This is a genomic window from Streptomyces sp. NPDC051051 (assembly GCF_040682975.1).
GTDB lineage: Bacteria > Actinomycetota > Actinomycetes > Streptomycetales > Streptomycetaceae > Streptomyces.
Genome location: NZ_JBFBCB010000019.1, coordinates 77,725 through 95,715, shown reverse-complemented (window position 1 = coordinate 95,715; position 17,991 = coordinate 77,725). Strand labels below are relative to the sequence as shown.

Annotated in this window: 14 protein-coding genes and 1 pseudogene; 14 read left to right on the top strand and 1 reads right to left on the bottom strand. The window is 74.0% G+C overall.

What is annotated here, in order from left to right:
• The first annotated feature begins 215 nt into the window (after window positions 1-215).
• Window positions 216-911, top strand: a complete 696-nt coding sequence (locus AB0N31_RS16780; RefSeq protein WP_366059109.1) for a hypothetical protein — start codon at window positions 216-218, stop codon at window positions 909-911.
• A 26-nt stretch (window positions 912-937) separates the two neighbouring features.
• Here the strand turns inward: AB0N31_RS16780 and AB0N31_RS16775 are convergent, their stop codons facing one another.
• Window positions 938-1,198, bottom strand: a complete 261-nt coding sequence (locus tag AB0N31_RS16775) for a hypothetical protein (RefSeq protein WP_366059108.1) — start codon at window positions 1,196-1,198, stop codon at window positions 938-940.
• Window positions 1,199-1,409: 211 nt separating this feature from the next.
• On the opposite strand from AB0N31_RS16775, the gene AB0N31_RS16770 reads away from it, so the two are divergent.
• The 13 genes and pseudogenes from AB0N31_RS16770 (at window position 1,410) to AB0N31_RS16710 (ending at window position 17,871) form a co-directional block, all read left to right on the top strand.
• On the top strand, window positions 1,410-2,354 hold the full coding sequence (locus tag AB0N31_RS16770; protein ID WP_366059107.1) for an RNA polymerase sigma-70 factor: 945 nt from the start codon (window positions 1,410-1,412) through the stop codon (window positions 2,352-2,354).
• Between the two features lie 93 nt (window positions 2,355-2,447).
• Window positions 2,448-3,662, top strand: coding sequence for an FAD-dependent oxidoreductase (locus tag AB0N31_RS16765; RefSeq protein ID WP_366059106.1), 1,215 nt, complete (start codon window positions 2,448-2,450; stop codon window positions 3,660-3,662).
• A gap of 163 nt (window positions 3,663-3,825) precedes the next feature.
• The gene (locus tag AB0N31_RS16760) at window positions 3,826-5,481 is read left to right on the top strand and encodes a helix-turn-helix domain-containing protein (protein WP_366059105.1); all 1,656 of its coding nucleotides are present in this window, start codon (window positions 3,826-3,828) and stop codon (window positions 5,479-5,481) included.
• Between the two features lie 227 nt (window positions 5,482-5,708).
• Window positions 5,709-7,040 carry a diaminopimelate decarboxylase gene (locus tag AB0N31_RS16755; RefSeq protein WP_366059104.1) on the top strand — a complete coding sequence of 444 codons (1,332 nt, stop codon included), beginning with the start codon at window positions 5,709-5,711 and terminating at the stop codon, window positions 7,038-7,040.
• 33 nt (window positions 7,041-7,073) lie between these two features.
• Window positions 7,074-7,304 carry a hypothetical protein gene (locus AB0N31_RS16750; protein ID WP_366059103.1) on the top strand — a complete coding sequence of 77 codons (231 nt, stop codon included), beginning with the start codon at window positions 7,074-7,076 and terminating at the stop codon, window positions 7,302-7,304.
• Between the two features lie 372 nt (window positions 7,305-7,676).
• Window positions 7,677-8,555, top strand: coding sequence for a universal stress protein (locus AB0N31_RS16745; RefSeq protein WP_366059102.1), 879 nt, complete (start codon window positions 7,677-7,679; stop codon window positions 8,553-8,555).
• Between the two features lie 235 nt (window positions 8,556-8,790).
• Window positions 8,791-10,761, top strand: coding sequence for an Ig-like domain repeat protein (locus AB0N31_RS16740; RefSeq protein WP_366059101.1), 1,971 nt, complete (start codon window positions 8,791-8,793; stop codon window positions 10,759-10,761).
• 326 nt (window positions 10,762-11,087) lie between these two features.
• On the top strand, window positions 11,088-11,627 hold the full coding sequence (locus AB0N31_RS16735) for a hypothetical protein (RefSeq protein WP_366059100.1): 540 nt from the start codon (window positions 11,088-11,090) through the stop codon (window positions 11,625-11,627).
• A complete protein-coding gene (locus tag AB0N31_RS16730; RefSeq protein WP_366059099.1) occupies window positions 11,624-12,139 on the top strand; it encodes a PP2C family protein-serine/threonine phosphatase in 516 nt (171 codons plus the stop codon). The genes AB0N31_RS16735 and AB0N31_RS16730 overlap by 4 nt, the downstream gene beginning before the upstream one ends.
• Before the next feature lie 281 nt (window positions 12,140-12,420).
• Window positions 12,421-12,909, top strand: coding sequence for a hypothetical protein (locus AB0N31_RS16725; protein WP_366059098.1), 489 nt, complete (start codon window positions 12,421-12,423; stop codon window positions 12,907-12,909).
• Window positions 12,910-13,104: 195 nt separating this feature from the next.
• Window positions 13,105-15,138, top strand: a complete 2,034-nt coding sequence (locus AB0N31_RS16720; protein ID WP_366059097.1) for a flotillin family protein — start codon at window positions 13,105-13,107, stop codon at window positions 15,136-15,138.
• Window positions 15,139-15,222: 84 nt separating this feature from the next.
• Window positions 15,223-15,999: pseudogene (locus tag AB0N31_RS16715) on the top strand (DNA repair ATPase); the annotation flags it as partial.
• A 792-nt stretch (window positions 16,000-16,791) separates the two neighbouring features.
• Entirely contained in the window at window positions 16,792-17,871 is a 1,080-nt protein-coding gene (locus tag AB0N31_RS16710) for a helix-turn-helix domain-containing protein (RefSeq protein WP_366059096.1), read from the top strand.
• Window positions 17,872-17,991: the final 120 nt, after the last annotated feature.

Sequence of the window (17,991 nt, the reverse complement as noted above, 5' to 3'; positions counted from 1 at the left end):
GACGTACGGAGAACTCCCGATACCCCCACGGTACGCCACCCGGGGTGTCCGCCCACGATGATCGAACAGAAGTTCGACGATCGCTGTGGCCTGCGCACGCTGGAGTACCGTGGAGGAGCCGGGAGTGTCTCGTGCACCGGCCCTCCGCCGCTGCCGTTCCCGGTGACCGACGACGCCGGACCGGATTCGTCCGCGCCCGGAGCAGGGCTCGCCCCATGACCGTGAACGTTCCCGACCGGCCCGCGACCCGGGAGCCCGCGTGGCCCGGTGTCCGCCGGTGGCCCCTTGCACCCGGACGCGACCGCGGACCGGTTCCCACCGCCCGCGACCAGGACCCGTCCTCCCGGGACGCCGACCGCGTCCGCGCGCTGAGCCGGGGTCAGGTCGAGGACCGGCTGGGCCAGTTGGGCGACCTGTACGCGGACACCGCCGGCGGCAAGCCGTGGGCGAGGGAGCGGGACCGGGACGACTTCCTGCGGGGGCTCGCCGTCGACCTGCGACGGCCGGGTTTCGCACTGCTGATCGCCGAGACCACCGTGGTCACCGGGTGCGCCTACGGCTTTCCCGTGGACGACCGCGGGGCCTGGTGGCGGGGGGTGCGTCCGGACGGGAGCCCGTCGGCGGACCCGCGTCGCCCGGCCGCCCCCGGGAGGCTCTTCGCGATCTCCCGGATCGTCGTCCAGCCCCCGGTGCGAACGCGGCACCAGGGGCATGACGGGAACCTCGCCCGGCGTCTCCAGCGGCGGCTGCTCGCCGACCACGACGCGACGGCCGGGATCACGCTGGTGAGCCGTACCGACGCCGGGATGCTGAAGGCGCTGCTGTCCTGGGGGTGGCGAGAGGCCGAGGCGGCCACCGGCGGCGAGCCGCTGCCCGCCTCGCCCTGGCACGTCCTGATCCTCGACGCCTGAGGGCGGGGACGCCTGAGAACGGGCGGTCAGACCTCGTCGGTGTGCGAGGGGTCCTTCGAGGAGGACTCGCTGGCCGACAGCCAGGACCGTGCGGGCCCGGCGGCCTGCGTGGTGTCGATGGTGAGGTGCAGCCGGGTCCCGCCCTCCTGGCCGGCCGGGTAACTGCGCTGTTCGGCCGAGGCGAAACAGCGGCGCAGCACCTCGGCGACGCGGCGCGCGACATCCGGCGTGGCCGCGACGACGCGGACCTCCGCGTACCCCTCCGAGGGCAACGGCTCTTGATCCACTCAGGCCTCCCGTACATGTGTGCCGGCGCGCTGACGACTTACGGCCCGCCCCCCGAAGCCTATGCCCGCGCGCCGGTCCCCGGCTGCACCTGCCGCACCTGCCGCACCTGCCGCACCTGACGCACCGGCCGCCCGGGCGGTCACGGTGCGGGGGGCGGGCCCGGGGGACGCGGCCGCCGTCCCCCGGGCCGCGAGGGCTAGGATCCGGGCCATGGCCCTGACCGTGAACGACGTGGAACGGTTCGAGGCCTCCAGGTCCCGCCTGGAGGTCATCGCCTATCGCCTCCTCGGCTCGGCGAGCGAGGCCGAGGACGCCGTGCAGGAGACGTTCCTGCGCTGGCAGGCCGCCGACGTCGCGCGCATCGAGGTTCCCGAGGCCTGGCTGACGAAGGTCCTCACCAATCTGTGCCTCAACCAGCTCACCTCGGCCCGCGCCCGGCGCGAGACCTACGTCGGCCAGTGGCTCCCCGAGCCGCTGCTCGCCGGGGACCCGATGCTCGGCCCCGCCGACACCGCCGAACAGCGCGAGTCGGTGTCGTACGCGGTCCTCACGCTGCTGGAGCGGCTGTCGCCCGCCGAGCGGGCGGTGTACGTGCTGCGGGAGGCCTTCGACTACCCGCACCGGGAGATCGCCGAGATCCTCGACATCACCGAGGCCGCCAGCCAGCAGTTGCTCCACCGCGCCAAGAAGCACGTCGCCGACGGCAGGGCCCGTACCGAGATCGACGAGGCCGCCGCCCGGCGGATCGTCGAGGAGTTCCTCGCGGCCGCCACCAGCGGCCGGACCGAGCCGCTCGTGCGGCTGCTCACCCAGGACGCCGTCTCGATCGGCGACGGCGGCGGCAAGGTTCCGGCCCGCGCCAAGGCGTTCGAGGGCGCGCTCGCGGTCGCGACGTTCCTGCGCGGCCTGTTCAAGCCCGGCAAGGCCAAGCGCGCCCTGGTCGGCGACTCGGCCGAGATGTACGCCACGGTCGCCAACGGCGACCCCGCGGTCGTCGTGGTCGTCGACGGCCGCGTCATCGGCGTCATGAGCCTGGAGATCACCCCGGAGGGCATCGCCGGGCTCCGCAACCAGGTCAACCCCGACAAGCTCGAACGCGCGACACGGCACTGGGCGGCCACCGGCCACGGCGAACCGGTCCGCGTCACGTTCTGACGCGGGTGTGAGCTGCTTCACACCGCGTTCCTGTCAGGAAACGCGGGGCCGCCCGGTTCAAGGGGCGAACCCGCTCAAGACAGGAGCATGGAGATGCAGCACCGCATCATCGTCCTCGGAGCCGGATACTCCGGAGCCGTCGCCGCCGGGCGCCTCGCCAAGCGGCTGCACCGCGAAGACGTCGCCATCACCCTCGTCAACGCCGAGCCCGACTTCGTCGAGCGCGTGCGGATGCACCAGCTCGCGGTCGGCCAGGACCTCAGGCCCCGGCCCTTCGGCGAGATGTTCGCGGGCACCGGCGTGGAGCTGAAGCTCGCGAGGGTCACCGCCGTGGACGCCGACCGCCGGACCGTCACCGTGACCGGCACCGACGCCGGCACGGAGGCCGCCGAGGAGGAGGAACTGGGGTACGACACCCTCGTGTACGCCCTCGGCAGCGCCTGGAACGACCAGGGCGTCCCCGGCACCGCCGAGCACGCCCACGAGATCGCGAGCCGCCCCGGAGCCCTCCGGCTGCGCGAGCGCCTGGCCCGCCTGGACGCCGGACAGCCGGTGGTCGTGGTCGGCGGCGGCCTCACCGGCGTGGAGGCCGCGACCGAGATCGCCGAGGCCCGCCCCGACCTCGACGTCGCCCTCGCCGTCCGCGGCGGCCTCGGCGACTGGCTCTCGCCCAAGGGCCGCGGGCACCTGCGCAAGGTCTTCGACGACCTCGGCATCACCGTGCACGAGCACGCCGCCGTCACCGCCGTGGACGCCGACCGCGTCACCACCGCCGACGGCACGTCCGTACCGGCCGCGGTCACCGTGTGGACCACCGGCTTCGCCGTCCACCCGGTCGCGCGGGCCACCACCCTGGAGGTCACCGACACCGGCCGGATCGTCGTCGACCGGAGCATGCGCTCGGTCTCCCACCCGGACGTGTACGCCGTCGGCGACGCGGCCGAGGCCGCGGGTCCCGCCGGCAAGCCGCTGCGCATGTCGTGCGCCTCGGGCGTGCCCACCGCCTGGCAGGCCGCCGACGCCATCGCGGCCCGCCTGACCGGCAGGAAGATCCCGGAGGTGCCCCTCCGCTACTTCAACCAGTGCGTCTCCCTGGGCCGCAGGCAGGGCCTGATCCAGTACGTCACCGCCGACGACCGGGCCGTCCGCGCTGCCCTGACCGGACGCACCGCCGCCCTCTACAAGGAACTGGTCTGCAAGGGCGCGGCCTGGGGAGTGGCCAACCCCACCCTGGGTTTGCCGACCCGCCGCCGCCGGGTCGCGGGGAAGGCGGCGCGCACGGCGGCCCCGGTCGGGACGCCGGCCTGACGGGCGGCGCGCGGAACACCGGTCCCGTGACCGGCCCGGCCCCGTGGCGCGCTCGGTTCCGGTGACCCGCTCGGTTCCGGTGACCGGTCCGGTTCCGGTGACCCGCTCGGGTGACTCCTCCTACACTCGCCGTCACACACCGTGCCGACGGAAGGGGAGCCGGATGGCGCCGGACGCGATGGCCGGGCCGGGGGGCGACGCGGTGCCGGGCCCGACGCTGGACAGACTGCTGTCGGTCATGGGGGCCGGTGCGCTGGAGCTGTGCGCGGCTCCGCGCGGCCTCGGGGTCGTGGTCGAGGGGGTCACTGTGCTGGACCCGCTGGACCGGGGGCCGGCGCGGGGGCAGGTGCTGCTGGCGGTGGGCGTCGATCCGCAGTCGGCCGCCGCCGTCGACGCCGTGCGCGAAGCCGCCGGATCGGGCGCCGTCGCGGTCGTCTTCGGACAGGGCGGGTCGGGGCGGCTCCCCGAGCCGCTGCGGGCGGCGGCCGAGGACGGCGGGACGGCGCTGCTGTTGCGGACGGCGTGGTGCGGCTGGACCGAGCTGGTCGGGGCGCTGCGGGCCGGTCTGGTCCTGTCCGGGGTGCCCGCCGATCCGGCGGTGTCCGCCGTGCCGCCGGGCGACCTGAACGGCCTGGCCGACGCGGTCGCGGTCCTGGTCGGCGGCGCGGTGACGATCGAGGATCTGGAGTCCCGCGTCCTGGCGTACTCGTCCACGAAGGAGGAGGTGGACGAGCTGCGCCGGCTGACGATCCTCGGCCGCCGGGTGCCGGAGTGGCGGGTCTCCGCCATGCGGGAGGCCGGGTTCTTCCGGGCCCTGTGGGGTTCGGGGGACGTCATCCACCGGCCGGCGCACGGGGACAACCCCGAACGCCTGGTGGTGGCCGTCCGGGCGGGCGGCGAGGTCCTCGGCTCGATCTGGGTGGCGGCCGCGGGCGGCGACCTCCCGCCGCACGCCTCCGACACCCTGCGGTCGGCGGCACGGGTGGCCGCCGCGCACCTGCTGCACCACCGGTCCCACCGGTCGCACGCCCGCCTGGCCGAGGACGCGGCCCGCGCGCTGCTCGACGGACGCGGGTCCGCCGCCGTCCTGACCGAACGCACCGGGATACCGGCGCGGGGGCACTGCGCCGTGCTGGCGGTGCGCACCGGAGCGTCCGGCAAGGCCGAGGAGACCGGAAAGCTGTGCGCGCTGCTGGCGGTGCGGTGCGGCGCGTACGACGTCACCCCGCTGGTGCTGCCGGTCGACCGGGGTGCCCTGGTCCTGCTCGGCGCGCTGCACCAGGACGCGCGACGGGCCCGCGAGCAGGTGGTGCGGACGGGGGCTGCGCTGGTGCGGCAGGTGGCCGACACGTTCGGACCCGACGCGAGGATCGGCCTGGGCACCGTGGTCGAGACCCTGGCGGACCTGCCCGAGTCCCGCCGGTCGGCGGACCTGGCGCTGCGGGCCCTGCTCTCGCCGGGAGAACACCGCACCGTCGCCTTCGCGAGCGAGGTGGCCGAGACCATCGCCCTGAACCAGATGCTGGACACGCTGACGGGGGCGGGGACGGCGCCGGCCCCGGACACGCCGGTGGCGCGACTGCTGGCGTACGACGCCGGCCACGGCGGGGGCACGATGGTGCGGACCCTGCGCGCCTACCTCGACCACTTCGGTCACGTGCCGGACACCGCGCGGGCGTTGGGCGTGCACGCCAACAGCCTGCGGCACCGGATCGGCCGGCTCACCGAGGTGTCCGGGCTCGACCTCGGCAGCCCGGACGCCCGGCTCCTCGCACAGCTGCAACTGCGGCTGCTGGAGCGCGAGGGCGGGCAGGACTGAGGCGGAGGGTCCCGTCGGGCGCCGCCACGAAGAAGGAGCGGCTCCTTCGTGCCCGCGCACCACGGCGGCCGCCCCCCGCCCGCGGTTTCGCCCCACGGCGAGAACCGCGGTGCGCGACACCGGAACTCCCGACGAAGACACCCGCACCGCCGCGCGGGGAACCTGATGGTCCCGCCGCACGGCAGGCGTGCGGCGGTCGGGACCCCAAGGCTCCGGGAAGGTGCGGAATGAGCGTTTCTGCCAGGAACAGCGGGTACGAGGGCGAGACCGGGGCCGACCGGCGTGAGCGCATACTGCGGGCGGCCGTCCGGCAGGGACTCCTGGACCCCGACACGGCGCTGCTGGCCGGGTTCGTCGACCTCGACGGCGTCGAAGGGACCGTCACCTCCCTGCGGAACGCGTTCCCCGACTCCCTCCAGGTCCTGCACGCGTTCGCGGCCAAGGCGAACTGCCTGGTCCCCGTCCTGGAGGAACTGCGCCGGGGCGGCATGGGCTGCGAGGTGGCCAGCGCCGGCGAACTGGCCCGGGCGCTGGAGGCCGGCTTCGACCCCGCGCACATCGTGTTCGACTCCCCGGCCAAGACCCGGGCGGAACTGGCCCGTGCCCTGAGCCTCGGCGTCGCCGTGAACGCGGACAGCTTCCAGGAACTGGCGCGCATCGACGACATCCTCGCCACCCGCGACACCGCCTCCCGGATCGGCGTGCGGGTCAACCCCCAGGTCGGCGGCGGCTCGATCAGCGCCATGAGCACGGCCACCGCGACCTCCAAGTTCGGCATCCCGCTGACGGACGAGGGCAACCGGCGGCGTCTGCTGCGGGCGTACCGCGACCGTCCCTGGCTCACCTGGGTGCACACGCACGTCGGCTCGCAGGGCTGCCCCCTGGACCTGATCGCCGAGGGCATCGCGCAGGCGGTGGCGTTCGCCGAGGAGATCAACGCCCACCTCGGCCGCCGGCAGGTCACCGGCATCGACATCGGGGGAGGACTGCCCGTCAACTTCGCCGACGACGAGACGACGCCCGGCTTCGACACCTACGTGGACCGCCTGCGCGAACACGCCCCGGCCCTGTTCTCCGGCGCCTACGAGATCGTCACCGAGTTCGGCCGCTCCGTCCTGGCCAAGAACGGGTTCATGGCCGCGTACGTCGAGTACACCAAGACCGTCGGCGGCCGCCCCATCGCCATCACCCACGCCGGCGCGCAGGTCGCCACCCGCACCGTGTTCGCCCCCGACGCCTGGCCCCTGCGGATCGAGGCCTACGACCCCGGCGGCACCGCCAAGCACGGCCGGCCCGTCGCCCAGGACGTCGCGGGCCCGTGCTGCTTCGCCGGCGACCTGCTGGCCCGCGACCGCGAGCTGCCCCTCCTCGACGCCGGTGACCTCGTCGTCGTACCGGACACCGGCGCCTACTACTTCTCCACGCCGTTCCACTACAACAGCCTGCCCGAGCCCGCCGTCCACGGCGCCCGGGTCGACGCCGACGGCCACGTCGCCTTCCGCCCGCTCCGCCCCGCCCCGGCCGCCGACCCCGCCGTTCCGGTCCTCGCAAGGCGATGACCGGCTCTCCGCAGAAAGGCAGGTGCAGCAGCCATGAACGTACGGCGCGCCCGCTCGGGGTGCCCCACGGAGCCGCCCCGGCGGGAAGCCGTCCGACGACGGCTGTCCGCCACGGCCGCACGCTGCCGCCGTACGGCGTGCGACCTCACCCGGTGGCTCTCCCGCCGCCGCCGCGCAGCGGCCGACCAGTTCCTGCGGGGTGCCTGCTACGGCGCCGGCACGGCCGTGGCCGGTCTCCTTGCGGTATGGCTGCAGACCCGCTGACGGCGCCGGTGGGTGGGCCGCGACCCCGCGGACACGGGTTCGACGGGGAGGGTCCACCCGCTTCTCGCGGATCCTGATCACGCGGTGCGCAGCTCCCGGCTGCTCCTCCGCGTCTTCGTACGGGCCCTCCCCGTCATCCACAGGACACCACGGGCGCCACCGCGCGCAGAAGGGCCGTACGGTCCCCCGCCCAGGGCCGGACGGGCACCGGCGCGGGTCCGGAGCCGGCGTGCGACGCGTCGCCGCCGCGGGAGGTGCCGGCCGGCCCGGGCGACGGCACCACCCGGCCCCGCGCCGAAGGGCGGCGACGGGGCGACCCTGGAGGGGGAGCGAACGCGTTCCCCGGGAGCCGGGCATGTGACGGGAGGCGCGATGAGCGGTCTGGTGGTCGTCGGTGTGGACGGGGCGGAGTCGAGCCTCGCCGCGGTGGAGGAGGCCGCGCGGGAGGCGCGGGCCCGTGGCGCGGGCCTGCGGATCGTGCACGCGTTCGTCTGGCCCGCGATGCACGTGCCCACGGGTCCCTCGCCGCTGGGGCCGCCCGAGGGCGGGATCCGCACCATGGTCGACCGTCTGACGGCCGAGGCGGTCGAGCGCGCGCGGGCGACGGCGCCGGACGTCGGCGTCCGGCACGCGGTGGTGACCGGTGAACCGCTGACGGTGCTGGAGGCGCAGTCGCGCGAGGCGGAGCTGGTGGTCGTCGGGTCGCGGGGGACGGGCGGGTTCGTCGGGCTCCTGGTCGGGTCGACCGCCGTGCACCTGGCGGCGCACGGCCGGTGTCCGGTGCTGGTGGTGCGCGAGCCGGCCCGCGCCGACGGCCCGGTCGTCGTGGGCGTCGACGGCTCGGCGGCGGGCCGCCGGGCGGTGGACTTCGCGTTCGCCGAGGCGGAGCTGCGGAAGGTGCCGCTGGTGGCGCTGCACGCCTGGACCACGTGGAACGCGCCGCTGCCCGCCCCGCAGGACGCCTCGGAGCCGTACGCGAACCCGCCGGGCGCCCTCGCCGGTGAGGAGGAGCGCCTGCTGTCCGAGGCGCTCGCCGGCTTCCGCGAGCGGTATCCCGGTGTGGTGGTGGACCACAAGGTGGTGCACGGCGGCGTACGGGAGGCGCTGATCGAGGCGAGCCGGTCCGCGCAACTGGTCGTGGTCGCCGCGCGGGGCCGCGGCGGCTTCACCGGCCTGCTGCTCGGCTCCGTCAGCCAGGCTCTGCTGCACCACGCCCACTGCCCCGTCGCGATCGTCCGCGGCGGGGAGTGACCGCGCCCGAACGGACCCCGTCCGGCCGCCCGCGGCGGGCACGGAACCCGGCCGTCGACCGTCCCGGCCGTCTGCCGGCCGGCGATATTTCCGTCCCTGATTGTCACTGGCATGCCATACGCTGCTCTCCTCGGCGGCGTCCACACACCCATCGTCGGTGTGAGGGGGGACGCGCGGCCTTTTCGTCTTCGCCCGGGCGACCGACCGGGCTGCTTCTGTGGGGGTTCACATCATCGTGCGCACGCGCACCCTCTCGACCGCGACCGCCCTCGCGGTCGTCTTCAGCTCCGCGGTCCTCGCCGTGGGCACCGCGGGAACGGCCGTGGCCGACTCCGCCAGGACGCTTCCGGTGAAGTCGGTCGGCGACCTCGTCGTGGACGGCGCCCACCAGCGCGTCTACGTCTCCGACCCGACCGGCGGCAAGATCGTCGTCACCGACTACACGGGCGCCGTGAAGGCCACGCTGACCGGGCTCTCCGGCGTGACCGGCCTCGCCCTGTCCGCCGACTCCGGACAGGTGTACGCCGCCGTGACGACCGGCGACCGGATCGTGTCGGTGGACACGGCGACGTACGCGCAGACCGCGAGCTACCCGGTCGGCGCCGCCCCGGGCGACCTGGAGGTGGTGGACGGCCGGATCTGGTTCGCCCACGACACCGACTTCGGTTCGCTGGACGTCTCCGGCACCGAACCCGTCGTCCACCTCGCCGAGCGGGGGGACGTCGGCTTCCACGGCGCGTTCGGGATGTTCCTGGCGGCCGACCCGGCCGTCCCGGGCGTCCTGGTGGCGGGCAACGGCGGCACGCTCGCCGTGTACGACGTCACGGCCGACGGAGCCACGCTGCGGAGCAAGGGCGACATGGACACCGCCGTGAAGCAGCTGGACCTGACGCCGGACGGCAGCCAGGTGCTCACCTCGTGGGGCAGCCCCGAGTACGGCTACGGCATCGGCGCCTACTCGACCACCGACCTCACGAAGGTGGCGGGTTACCCCATCGACGCGTACCCGAACGCCGTACGGGTCGCGCCCGACGGCAGCGTCGCGGGCGGCAGCTTCTCCTGGTACGAACCCGACGTGCACATCCACCGGCCCGGTGACCCGACGCCGACGCGGGAGTACGACTTCCCCAACACCGGCAACAGCAGCGGCGCCGACACCCTCGTGGACGGGGCGCTGGCCTGGGCGCCGGACGCGAGCCGCGTCTTCGCCGTCTCCGTGAACACCTACGGCACGTACACCCTGCGCGCCCTGACCGACCCGACCAAGGAGCTGCCCGCCCTCACGGTGTCGGCCCCCACGACGGCGGAGCGGGCCAAGAAGCTCACCGTCACCGGCCGGCTGACCTCGAAGACGCCCCTTCCCGCGGGCACCGCACTGAAGGTGATCCGCACCGACGTGGAGTCCCCGGGCGGCAAGGCCCTGGCCGCCGTCAGGACGAGGGCCGACGGCGGTTTCTCCTTCGCGGACACCCCGCCCGCCGGCGGCAAGGTCACCTACAAGGTGTCCTACGCGGGCGACGCCACGCACGCCCCCGCCGCCGGCTACGACGCGGTACAGGTCTCGCGCAAGGCGACCGCGCTGACCCTGACCAACAACGGCAAGCTGTACGCGTACGGCAAGGACGTCACGTTCACCGCGCACCTCGGCACGACGTACAAGAACCGCACCGTCGCGATCTACGCGGACCCCTTCGGTTCCGACAAGCCGAAGAGGCTGCTGAAGAAGGCCAGGGTCAACTCCGGCGGCAACCTGTCGGCGGTCGTCGACATGACCCGTGACACCACCGTCACCGCCGTCTTCGACGGCGACGCCCGGTACGCGTCCAAGACCGTGAAGTCGACGGCGTACGCCCAGGTGAAGATCTCCACCGCCGTCTCCCGGCACTACAAGACGGGCAAGATCGGCTCCACGACGTACTACTACTTCCGCAAGAGCACCGACCCGGTGTTCACCACGACGATGAACTACTACACGGGCCGCCAGCAGCGGTTCCAGCTCCAGGTCTACTACCAGGGCTCCTGGTACGACTCCGGGTCCGAGTACTTCGCCCTGGCCACCAACGGCAAGTCCGCCGTACGCCTGGAGGCGCCCGGCGAATCCGGCATCCGGGCCCGGATGCGCTCGTCGTACGTCAACGGATCCTCCGGCGACTCCGTCAACTCCACCACCCATGGCGCCTGGAAGTACTTCGCCTTCACCAACTGACCTTGGCACCGAACCCGCTCCGGCCGACGTCGTACCGGAGCGGGTGACGTGTCGTCAGTTCTTGTCATCACAAACGGATTTAGCGGGTCCTGTTCGCTTGTGCGGTGAACTCCTGTGGACAAGAGGCCATTTGTGCAGGCGTTCCGCATGATTTCGCACGCGAACTGCTGTTCGCGTGCCATCATCGCGAGACAGAGATTGATCACCCGGTGGACCACCCGAGCCGTCATACCGAAGGTGGTGCGCCGGGCCTGAGGAAGGATGTCGCCCCGGATGGGCAGACCCGTTCCCCCGCAATCCCGTGTCCGCGCGCCGCACCGGCCGCTGTGGCCCGTCACGGCCGCCGCACGGCCGACTCGTACCACGTCGACACCAGCCCCTGGCGCATGGCCCGTTACTGCCTGACGGTGCGCGGCTTCCACGGCAACTACAGCGACCCGGTCCGGATCGACGTCAGCGACGAGCCCGCCCCCGCCCCGCAGGCACCCGAGATGCCGACCGCGACGGGCACCGCCGACGGCATCCGGCTGGCCTGGCCCGTCAACGACCCGGCCGCGGCCCGCTACGAGATCTGGCGCCGCACCGAGACCGACCCCGAGTACCTCGAGCAGGCCGACGTCCCTGCGGCCCCCTCCCCGTCCTCCAACGCCTACTGCGCGGTGGTCGCCGTGGACGCCGACGGCGTGCGCTCCGAGGCCGCGGTGCTGCCGTGGACGGGCGACGGCTACGGCGCCTCCATGAGCCTGGCCGCGAGCGGCTCGGCGGACGGCGTGCTGCTCACCTGGAAGTGGTCCTGCCAGAACGAGTGTGGCGTGCCGCCTCGCACGCGCTGGCCCGCACCGGCACGACGCCCGGCCGGCTCATGACCGGGCTGGACGCGTTCGTCGGCGATCTGGCGGACCAGCTCGTCACCTGCGTCTGCCTGGTGATCGACCAGGACGCGTGCGAGGTCACCCTGTGCTCGGCCGGGCACCTGCCCGTCATCGTCCTGCCCCCCGACGGGCCCGCCCGCCGACTGCCGGCACCGGTCGGCGTGCCGCTGGGCGTCAACGACGCCTGCGGCGGCGGGATGCCGTTCGAGGAGGCGACCCGGCCGCTGCCGCCGGGCAGCACCCTGGTGCTCTACACCGACGGACTGGTCGAACGGCCCGGCACCGACATCGAGGCCCGGATCGGCCTGCTCACCCACGCCCTGGACGGCGTCCCGAAGGACGCCCTCGCGGACGCGGAGAGCCTCGACCGGGCGGCGTCCCGCCTGATCAGGACCCTCATCCCCGACACGGCCGTCCACGACGACGACGCGACCCTGCTGATGATCACCGTGCCCGCCCGGGAAGGGACTGTGCTTGTCCGGGAAGGGAAGGCACCCCGTGCCTGACGGCCGGTCCCGGAACCCGGTGACCCGCCGGACGCGTGGTCCGGGCTCCGGGGGGACGGCCCCGGCGCCCTCTTGACGCCTTCTTGGCGGGGCACCGGCATGGACGGTCCGGTCAAGACTGCCGGGATCCGGCAATGCGGTGAGGTGCCGGCGCCGACAGGATGGGGGGCGAGGGAAGCACGCGAGGAAGGTCTCGATGCCGGGCACCGGCAGGTGCCCGGCATCGAGCCGCCCGGGCGTGCCGAGGCCGTCGCGGGACGGGTCCGATCGGGGGGTTGGGAATGCGGACGTTCTTCATGGTCGCCACCGGGTTTCCGACCTTCCTGTTCACCGTCCCCCTGCTGGTGGCCGCGGGCTTCTGGCTGCTGGTCGCGGTGGGGGCCGCCGACCCCCGCACGTTCGACGAGGACGCGGACCTCGGCGCGCTGGGGCTGGGCGGCGTACCGGTCGCGGTCGCGGTCTCCCTGTGGACGGCCCTCGCCTGGGCCGGCAGCCTCGGCGCGGCCGTCCTGCTGGAGCCGTTCGCCGCCACCGGACCGGCGCGTGCGCTGACGGGGCTCGCCGGCCTCGCCGCCGCTCCCGCGGTCTCGTGGTGGGCGACCCGGGCGCTGGTACGGCTGCCGCAACGCCTGCGCCCCGATGAACCCGGGCCGTCCACGCCGGACTCCGCCGGGCCGCTCTGCGCGGTCCGTCCGGAGCGGGCGGACGACGGCCTCTTCCGGAGCGACCGCCCGGACGCGGCACACCGGGCACCCGGTCGGGCTGCCTGAGCCGCAGCCACGACCGCAGCGCAGCCACGACCGCAGCCGCACACCGCTCCGGCCTGCGGGAGCGGCCTGCGGGGGAGCACGGAAGCGCAGGTCCACTTCCGGGCCCCGGCATGCGCTCCCTCCCGCTTCTTCCGACTCCCGAGGACGTCCGGGCCCTCCCGGTCCCGGGTCCCTCACCTGCCAAGGATGCTTCTCATGACCGCCATCACCGTGGGCGTCGGCGTCTGCCTGCTCGCAGCGCTCCTCCTCTTCCTCGTCGTCTCCCGCCTGTTCCGCAAGGTCGAGCAGGGCAAGGCCCTGATCGTCTCCAAGCTGCGCAAGGTCGACGTGACCTTCACGGGGCAGGTCGTGCTGCCCGTGCTCCACAAGGCCGAGGTGATGGACATCTCGGTGAAGACCATCGAGATCACCCGGGCCGGCAAGGAGGGGCTGATCTGCCGGGACAACATCCGCGCCGACATCCGCATCTCTTTCTTCGTGAAGGTCAACAAGACCGTCGAGGACGTCGTCAAGGTCGCCCAGGCCGTCGGTACGGCACGGGCGAGCGACCGGAACACGCTGCAGGAGCTGTTCCACGCGAAGTTCTCCGAGGCCCTGAAGACCGTCGGCAAGCAACTGGACTTCACCGACCTGTACACCAAGCGCGAGGAGCTGCGGTACCGGATCATCGAGGTCATCGGCGTCGACCTCAACGGCTACCACCTGGAGGACGCGGCGATCGACTACCTGGAGCAGACGCCGGTCACCCAGCTCGACCCGGCCAACGTCCTCGACGCCCAGGGCATCCGCAAGATCACCGAGCTGACGGCGATCGAGCACGTGCGCACCAACGAGTTCCGGCGCCACGAGGAGAAGGAGATCACCCGGCAGAACGTCGACGCCCGCGAGGCCGTCCTGGAGCTGGAGCGCCGCCAGGCCGACGCCGAGATCAAGCAGCGGCGGGAGATCGAGACGGTGCGGGCCAGGGAGGAGGCCGAGACGGCGCGGGTGGTGGAGGAGGAGCGGCTGCGGGCGCAGGGCGCGTTCCTGCGGACCGAGGAACAGCTCGGGGTGCAGCGCGAGAACCAGGCCCGTGAGGTCGCCGTCGCCGCGAAGAACCGCGAGCGGGTCATCGCCGTCGAGAGCGAGCGGATCGAGAAGGACCGCCTCCTCGAGGTCATCGCCCGCGAGCGGGAGACGGGGCTGACGCGGATCGCCGCCGAGAAGGAGATCGAGGCGGAGAAGCGGGAGATCGCCGAGGTGATCCGGGAGCGGGTCGCCGTGGACCGCACGGTCGCCGAGCAGGAGGAGTCGATCAAGAAGCTGCGTGCCGTGGAGGAGGCGGAGCGGCAGCGGCAGGCCGTGATCATCGCCGCCGAGGCGCAGGCGCAGGAGAGGCTGGTCAAGGACATCAAGGCCGCGGAGGCCGCCGAGCAGGCCGCCGTGCACCGCGCCGCCGAGGAACTCACCCTCGCCGAGGCCCGGTTGAAGAGCGCCGACCTCGACGCGCGGGCCAAGCTGCGGCTGGCGGAGGGCGTCCAGGCGGAGGCCGCCGCGGAGGGCCTGGCGGCCGTCCGGGTCCGGGACAAGGAGGCCGAGGTCGTCGAGAAGACCGGCCGGGCCGAGGCCGGGGCGGCCGAGGCGCGGATGCGGGCCGAGGCGGAGGGCGCCCGGGCGAAGGCGCTCGCCGAGGCCGAGGGCATCGGCGAGAAGCTGAAGGCGGAGGCGGCCGGCCTGAGGGAGAAGGCGGCGGCGATGGCCGCGCTCGACGAGGCGTCCCGCGGCCACGAGGAGTACCGGCTGCGGCTCCAGGCGGAGAGGGACATCCGGCTGGCCGGACTCGAGACGCAGAGGCACGTCGCCGAGGCGCAGGCCACCGTCCTCGCCACCGGACTGGAGAACGCCGACATCAACATCGTGGGCGGCGAGTCCGTCTTCTTCGACCGCCTGGTCTCCTCCATCGCGCTCGGCAAGAGCGTCGACGGGTTCGTCCAGCACTCCGAGACGGCACAGGCCCTGGCCGGGCCCTGGCTGGACGGCTCCGCGAGCTTCACCGACGACCTCGGCCGGATGCTCGGCCCGGTCTCCACGGCCGACGTGCGGAACCTGACCGTCTCCGCGCTGCTGATGAAGCTGATGAAGACGGACGGCGCCGACTCCGGCGCCCTGCGGCAACTGCTCGACAGGGCGGGTGAGCTGGGCGTCGCGGACGCCTCCCTCGCGGCCCTGAACGGCAGCGCCAAGGCCTGACAGGCCGCGGTCCGGAGCTGCCGCACAGGGGACGGCAGCTCCGGACCGCCTTTCCCACTTCTGAGAGCTTCTGAGAGGGACCCCATGACCACCGGCCCGGACACCGGTACGTACGAGGTGCTGCGCGACCGGCTCACCGCGCAGGCCGCCGAACTCGCCCGCCGCGCCGAGGCGCTCGACAGCCGCCGCGTCGAGGAGTTCGGCGCGACGCGCCTCGAACTCACCGGCACGGGGCACCTGCGCACCGCGCACACCTGCGTGCCCCGCGACCTCGTCGCCCTCGGTGACGTGCTGCTCCTCGGCCACCACGCGCTCACCGGCCGGGGGCCCGACACGGCCGTGGACGACGTCTTCGCGCTGCACGACCGCGACCTGAACCGGTTGCCCGACGACGCCGTGCCCGGCCTGCTCGACGACCCCGGCTTCGTACGGGAGTTCAAGGCCCTGCACCGCTACTACAGCCAGGCCCGTCTGCTGCGTCTGAGCCGCGTCGACGGCAGGCTCCTGGCCGTGTTCCGGACCGGCGCCGAGGCGGACGACATCCGCGTCCTGCGCTGGGCACTCGCCGACGACGGGCAGGTGTCCTTCCTGGACGCGCGCGGCGACCGCGACCACGTCCCCCCGCCCGCCCACGACTTCACCTGGACCGCGACGACCCGCGAGGACCACGTTCTCGGCCGCCACCCGCACGTGTCCGTCGAGGGCGAACTCTTCGTCACCACCGTCGGCGGCGCCCTCACCCTCAAGACCGAGGACGACACGGAGACGGGCGAGGGCATCCACTCCGAACCCGTCGACGAGCCGTTGCAGGCGCTCGCCGACGCCGACATCGCGTACGCGCGGGTGGGCGCCCTGATCCTGTTCGCCGCCAGCTTCGTCGAGAACGCCCTCACCGCCAACCCGGTCCTCGCCCCGCTCGCCGGGCGTCCCCGCGCCGACCTCGACCTGCTCGTCCGGCTCGCCGGGCACGACCCCGCGGCCCGCGCCGACCGGCTCACCCACCCGTACGCCCCTGCGGAGCTGGAACGCGTCCTCGCGGTCCTGGGCCACCTGCTGACGGTCCGCGAGACGGTCCTGGCCGTGAACGCCGCGTACCTCGCCTCCGCCGCGCAGTCCGAGGCCACCCGCACCGAACCGCCCTTCCGGCTCCAGGGCTCGTACCGCAACATGAACAAGATCGCCCAGCGTGTCCAGCCCGTCATGAACGCCGCCGAAGTGGCGGCCCTGATCGACGACCACTACCGGGCGGAGGCCCAGACCCTCACCACCGGCGTCGAGGCCGGCCTGCTCAAACTGGCCGAACTGCGGGGCACGCTCACGCCCGGACAGGCGGCCCGCTGGTCGGAGGTGAAGGCCGCCCACGTCCGCACCCTGGCCCTCGGCGGCCCGGAGGACGCCCCTCTCGTCCGTGCGGTCGCCGCCCTGGGCCTGCTGGCCGACCGGATCGCCGCCGTGGAGTCGGCCATCTCCCGGGCCGCCGACCCGCGCACCCCGCTCGCGCACCCGAACGGCCGGCACGCGGCCCACCCGGTGTGCCGCACCGAGGGGCACTGAAGTGCCCCTGCCGCGTGCGGTACGTTTCCGCCGCGGTCGCCGAAGAAGGATTCGGCATGCACGGCAGGTCGACGGCACATTCGATTCGGGGGAACCGGCATGGCGGGACGGGACGTGTCGGAGAGGCACGAGGGATGCGAGGCGTACCTGGAGGGGTACGCCCGTGTCCTCGCCGACGCCTCGGCCACCGGCCGCCGGCTCTCCCGGGAGGAACTGGCGTCGCGCCGCGCCCTGGGCGAACAGGCCGCGGAGACCGGGATCGGACTGCGCGCCCTGGTCGGAGCCCACCTGGCGGCCACCCGGGCACACTGGCCCACCGGGAACGGCGCGTCCGTGGACGACGTGCTGTCCGCCGCCGCGCAGGCCGTCGACGCGTTCGCCGAGGGCTACGAACGGGCCCAGCGGCACGCCGTACGGCAGGAGGAGGCCGCCCGGCGGGAGTTCATCGACGACCTGCTGTACGGCCGCAGCGACCTGGGGCGGCTGGCCCAGCGCGCGGAACGCTACGGGCTGCGGCTCTCCTACGAGCACGCGGTCGCCGTGGCCCGTGGCACGGCCGCCCACGGCGAGGGCGACCCGGTGCTGCGGGAGGTGGAGCGCGCGCTGATAGGCCGGTTCGGCGACCGCAGCATCCTCCTCACCACCAAGGACGGCCGGCTCGTGTGCGTCGCCCCCGGCGACCAGGGCGACGTCCTCGCGCACTTCGCCGAGCAGGCGTTCGCCGCGACCGGCGGCGGCCAGGTGGCGATCGGCCGCCCGCACGCCGGCCCGGCGGGCGTCGTCCAGTCGTACGAGGAGGCCCTGAACGCCCTGGACCTGGCCGAACGCCTGGAACTCGACGAACCCGTGCTGCGCGCCGCCGATCTCCTCGTCTACCCCGTCCTCACCCGTGACCGGCAGGCCATGGCCGACCTGGTGGAGAACGCCCTCGGCCCCCTGCGCCGGGCCCGCGGCGGTGCCCAGCCGCTCCTCGACACCCTCACCGCCTACTTCGACTCCGGCTGCGTCTGCGCGGAGGCGGCCCGGCGGCTGTCCCTGAGCGTGCGCGCCTTCACCTACCGCCTGGAGCGCATCCACAAGCTCACCGGCGCCGACCCGTCCGACCCGGTGCACCGCTACAGCCTCCAGACGGCGGTGATCGGCGCACGGCTGCTCGACTGGCCGGCGAAACCACTCTGACCCGTTCGCCGCGGGGTCGTCGGACGGACCCGGATGCCCGGGCCCGACGGATCACCGGGGGCGCGGTGTCCGGACGGGCTCCGGGAACACGGTTTCGGCCGGGACCGTCGTCCGGACGTA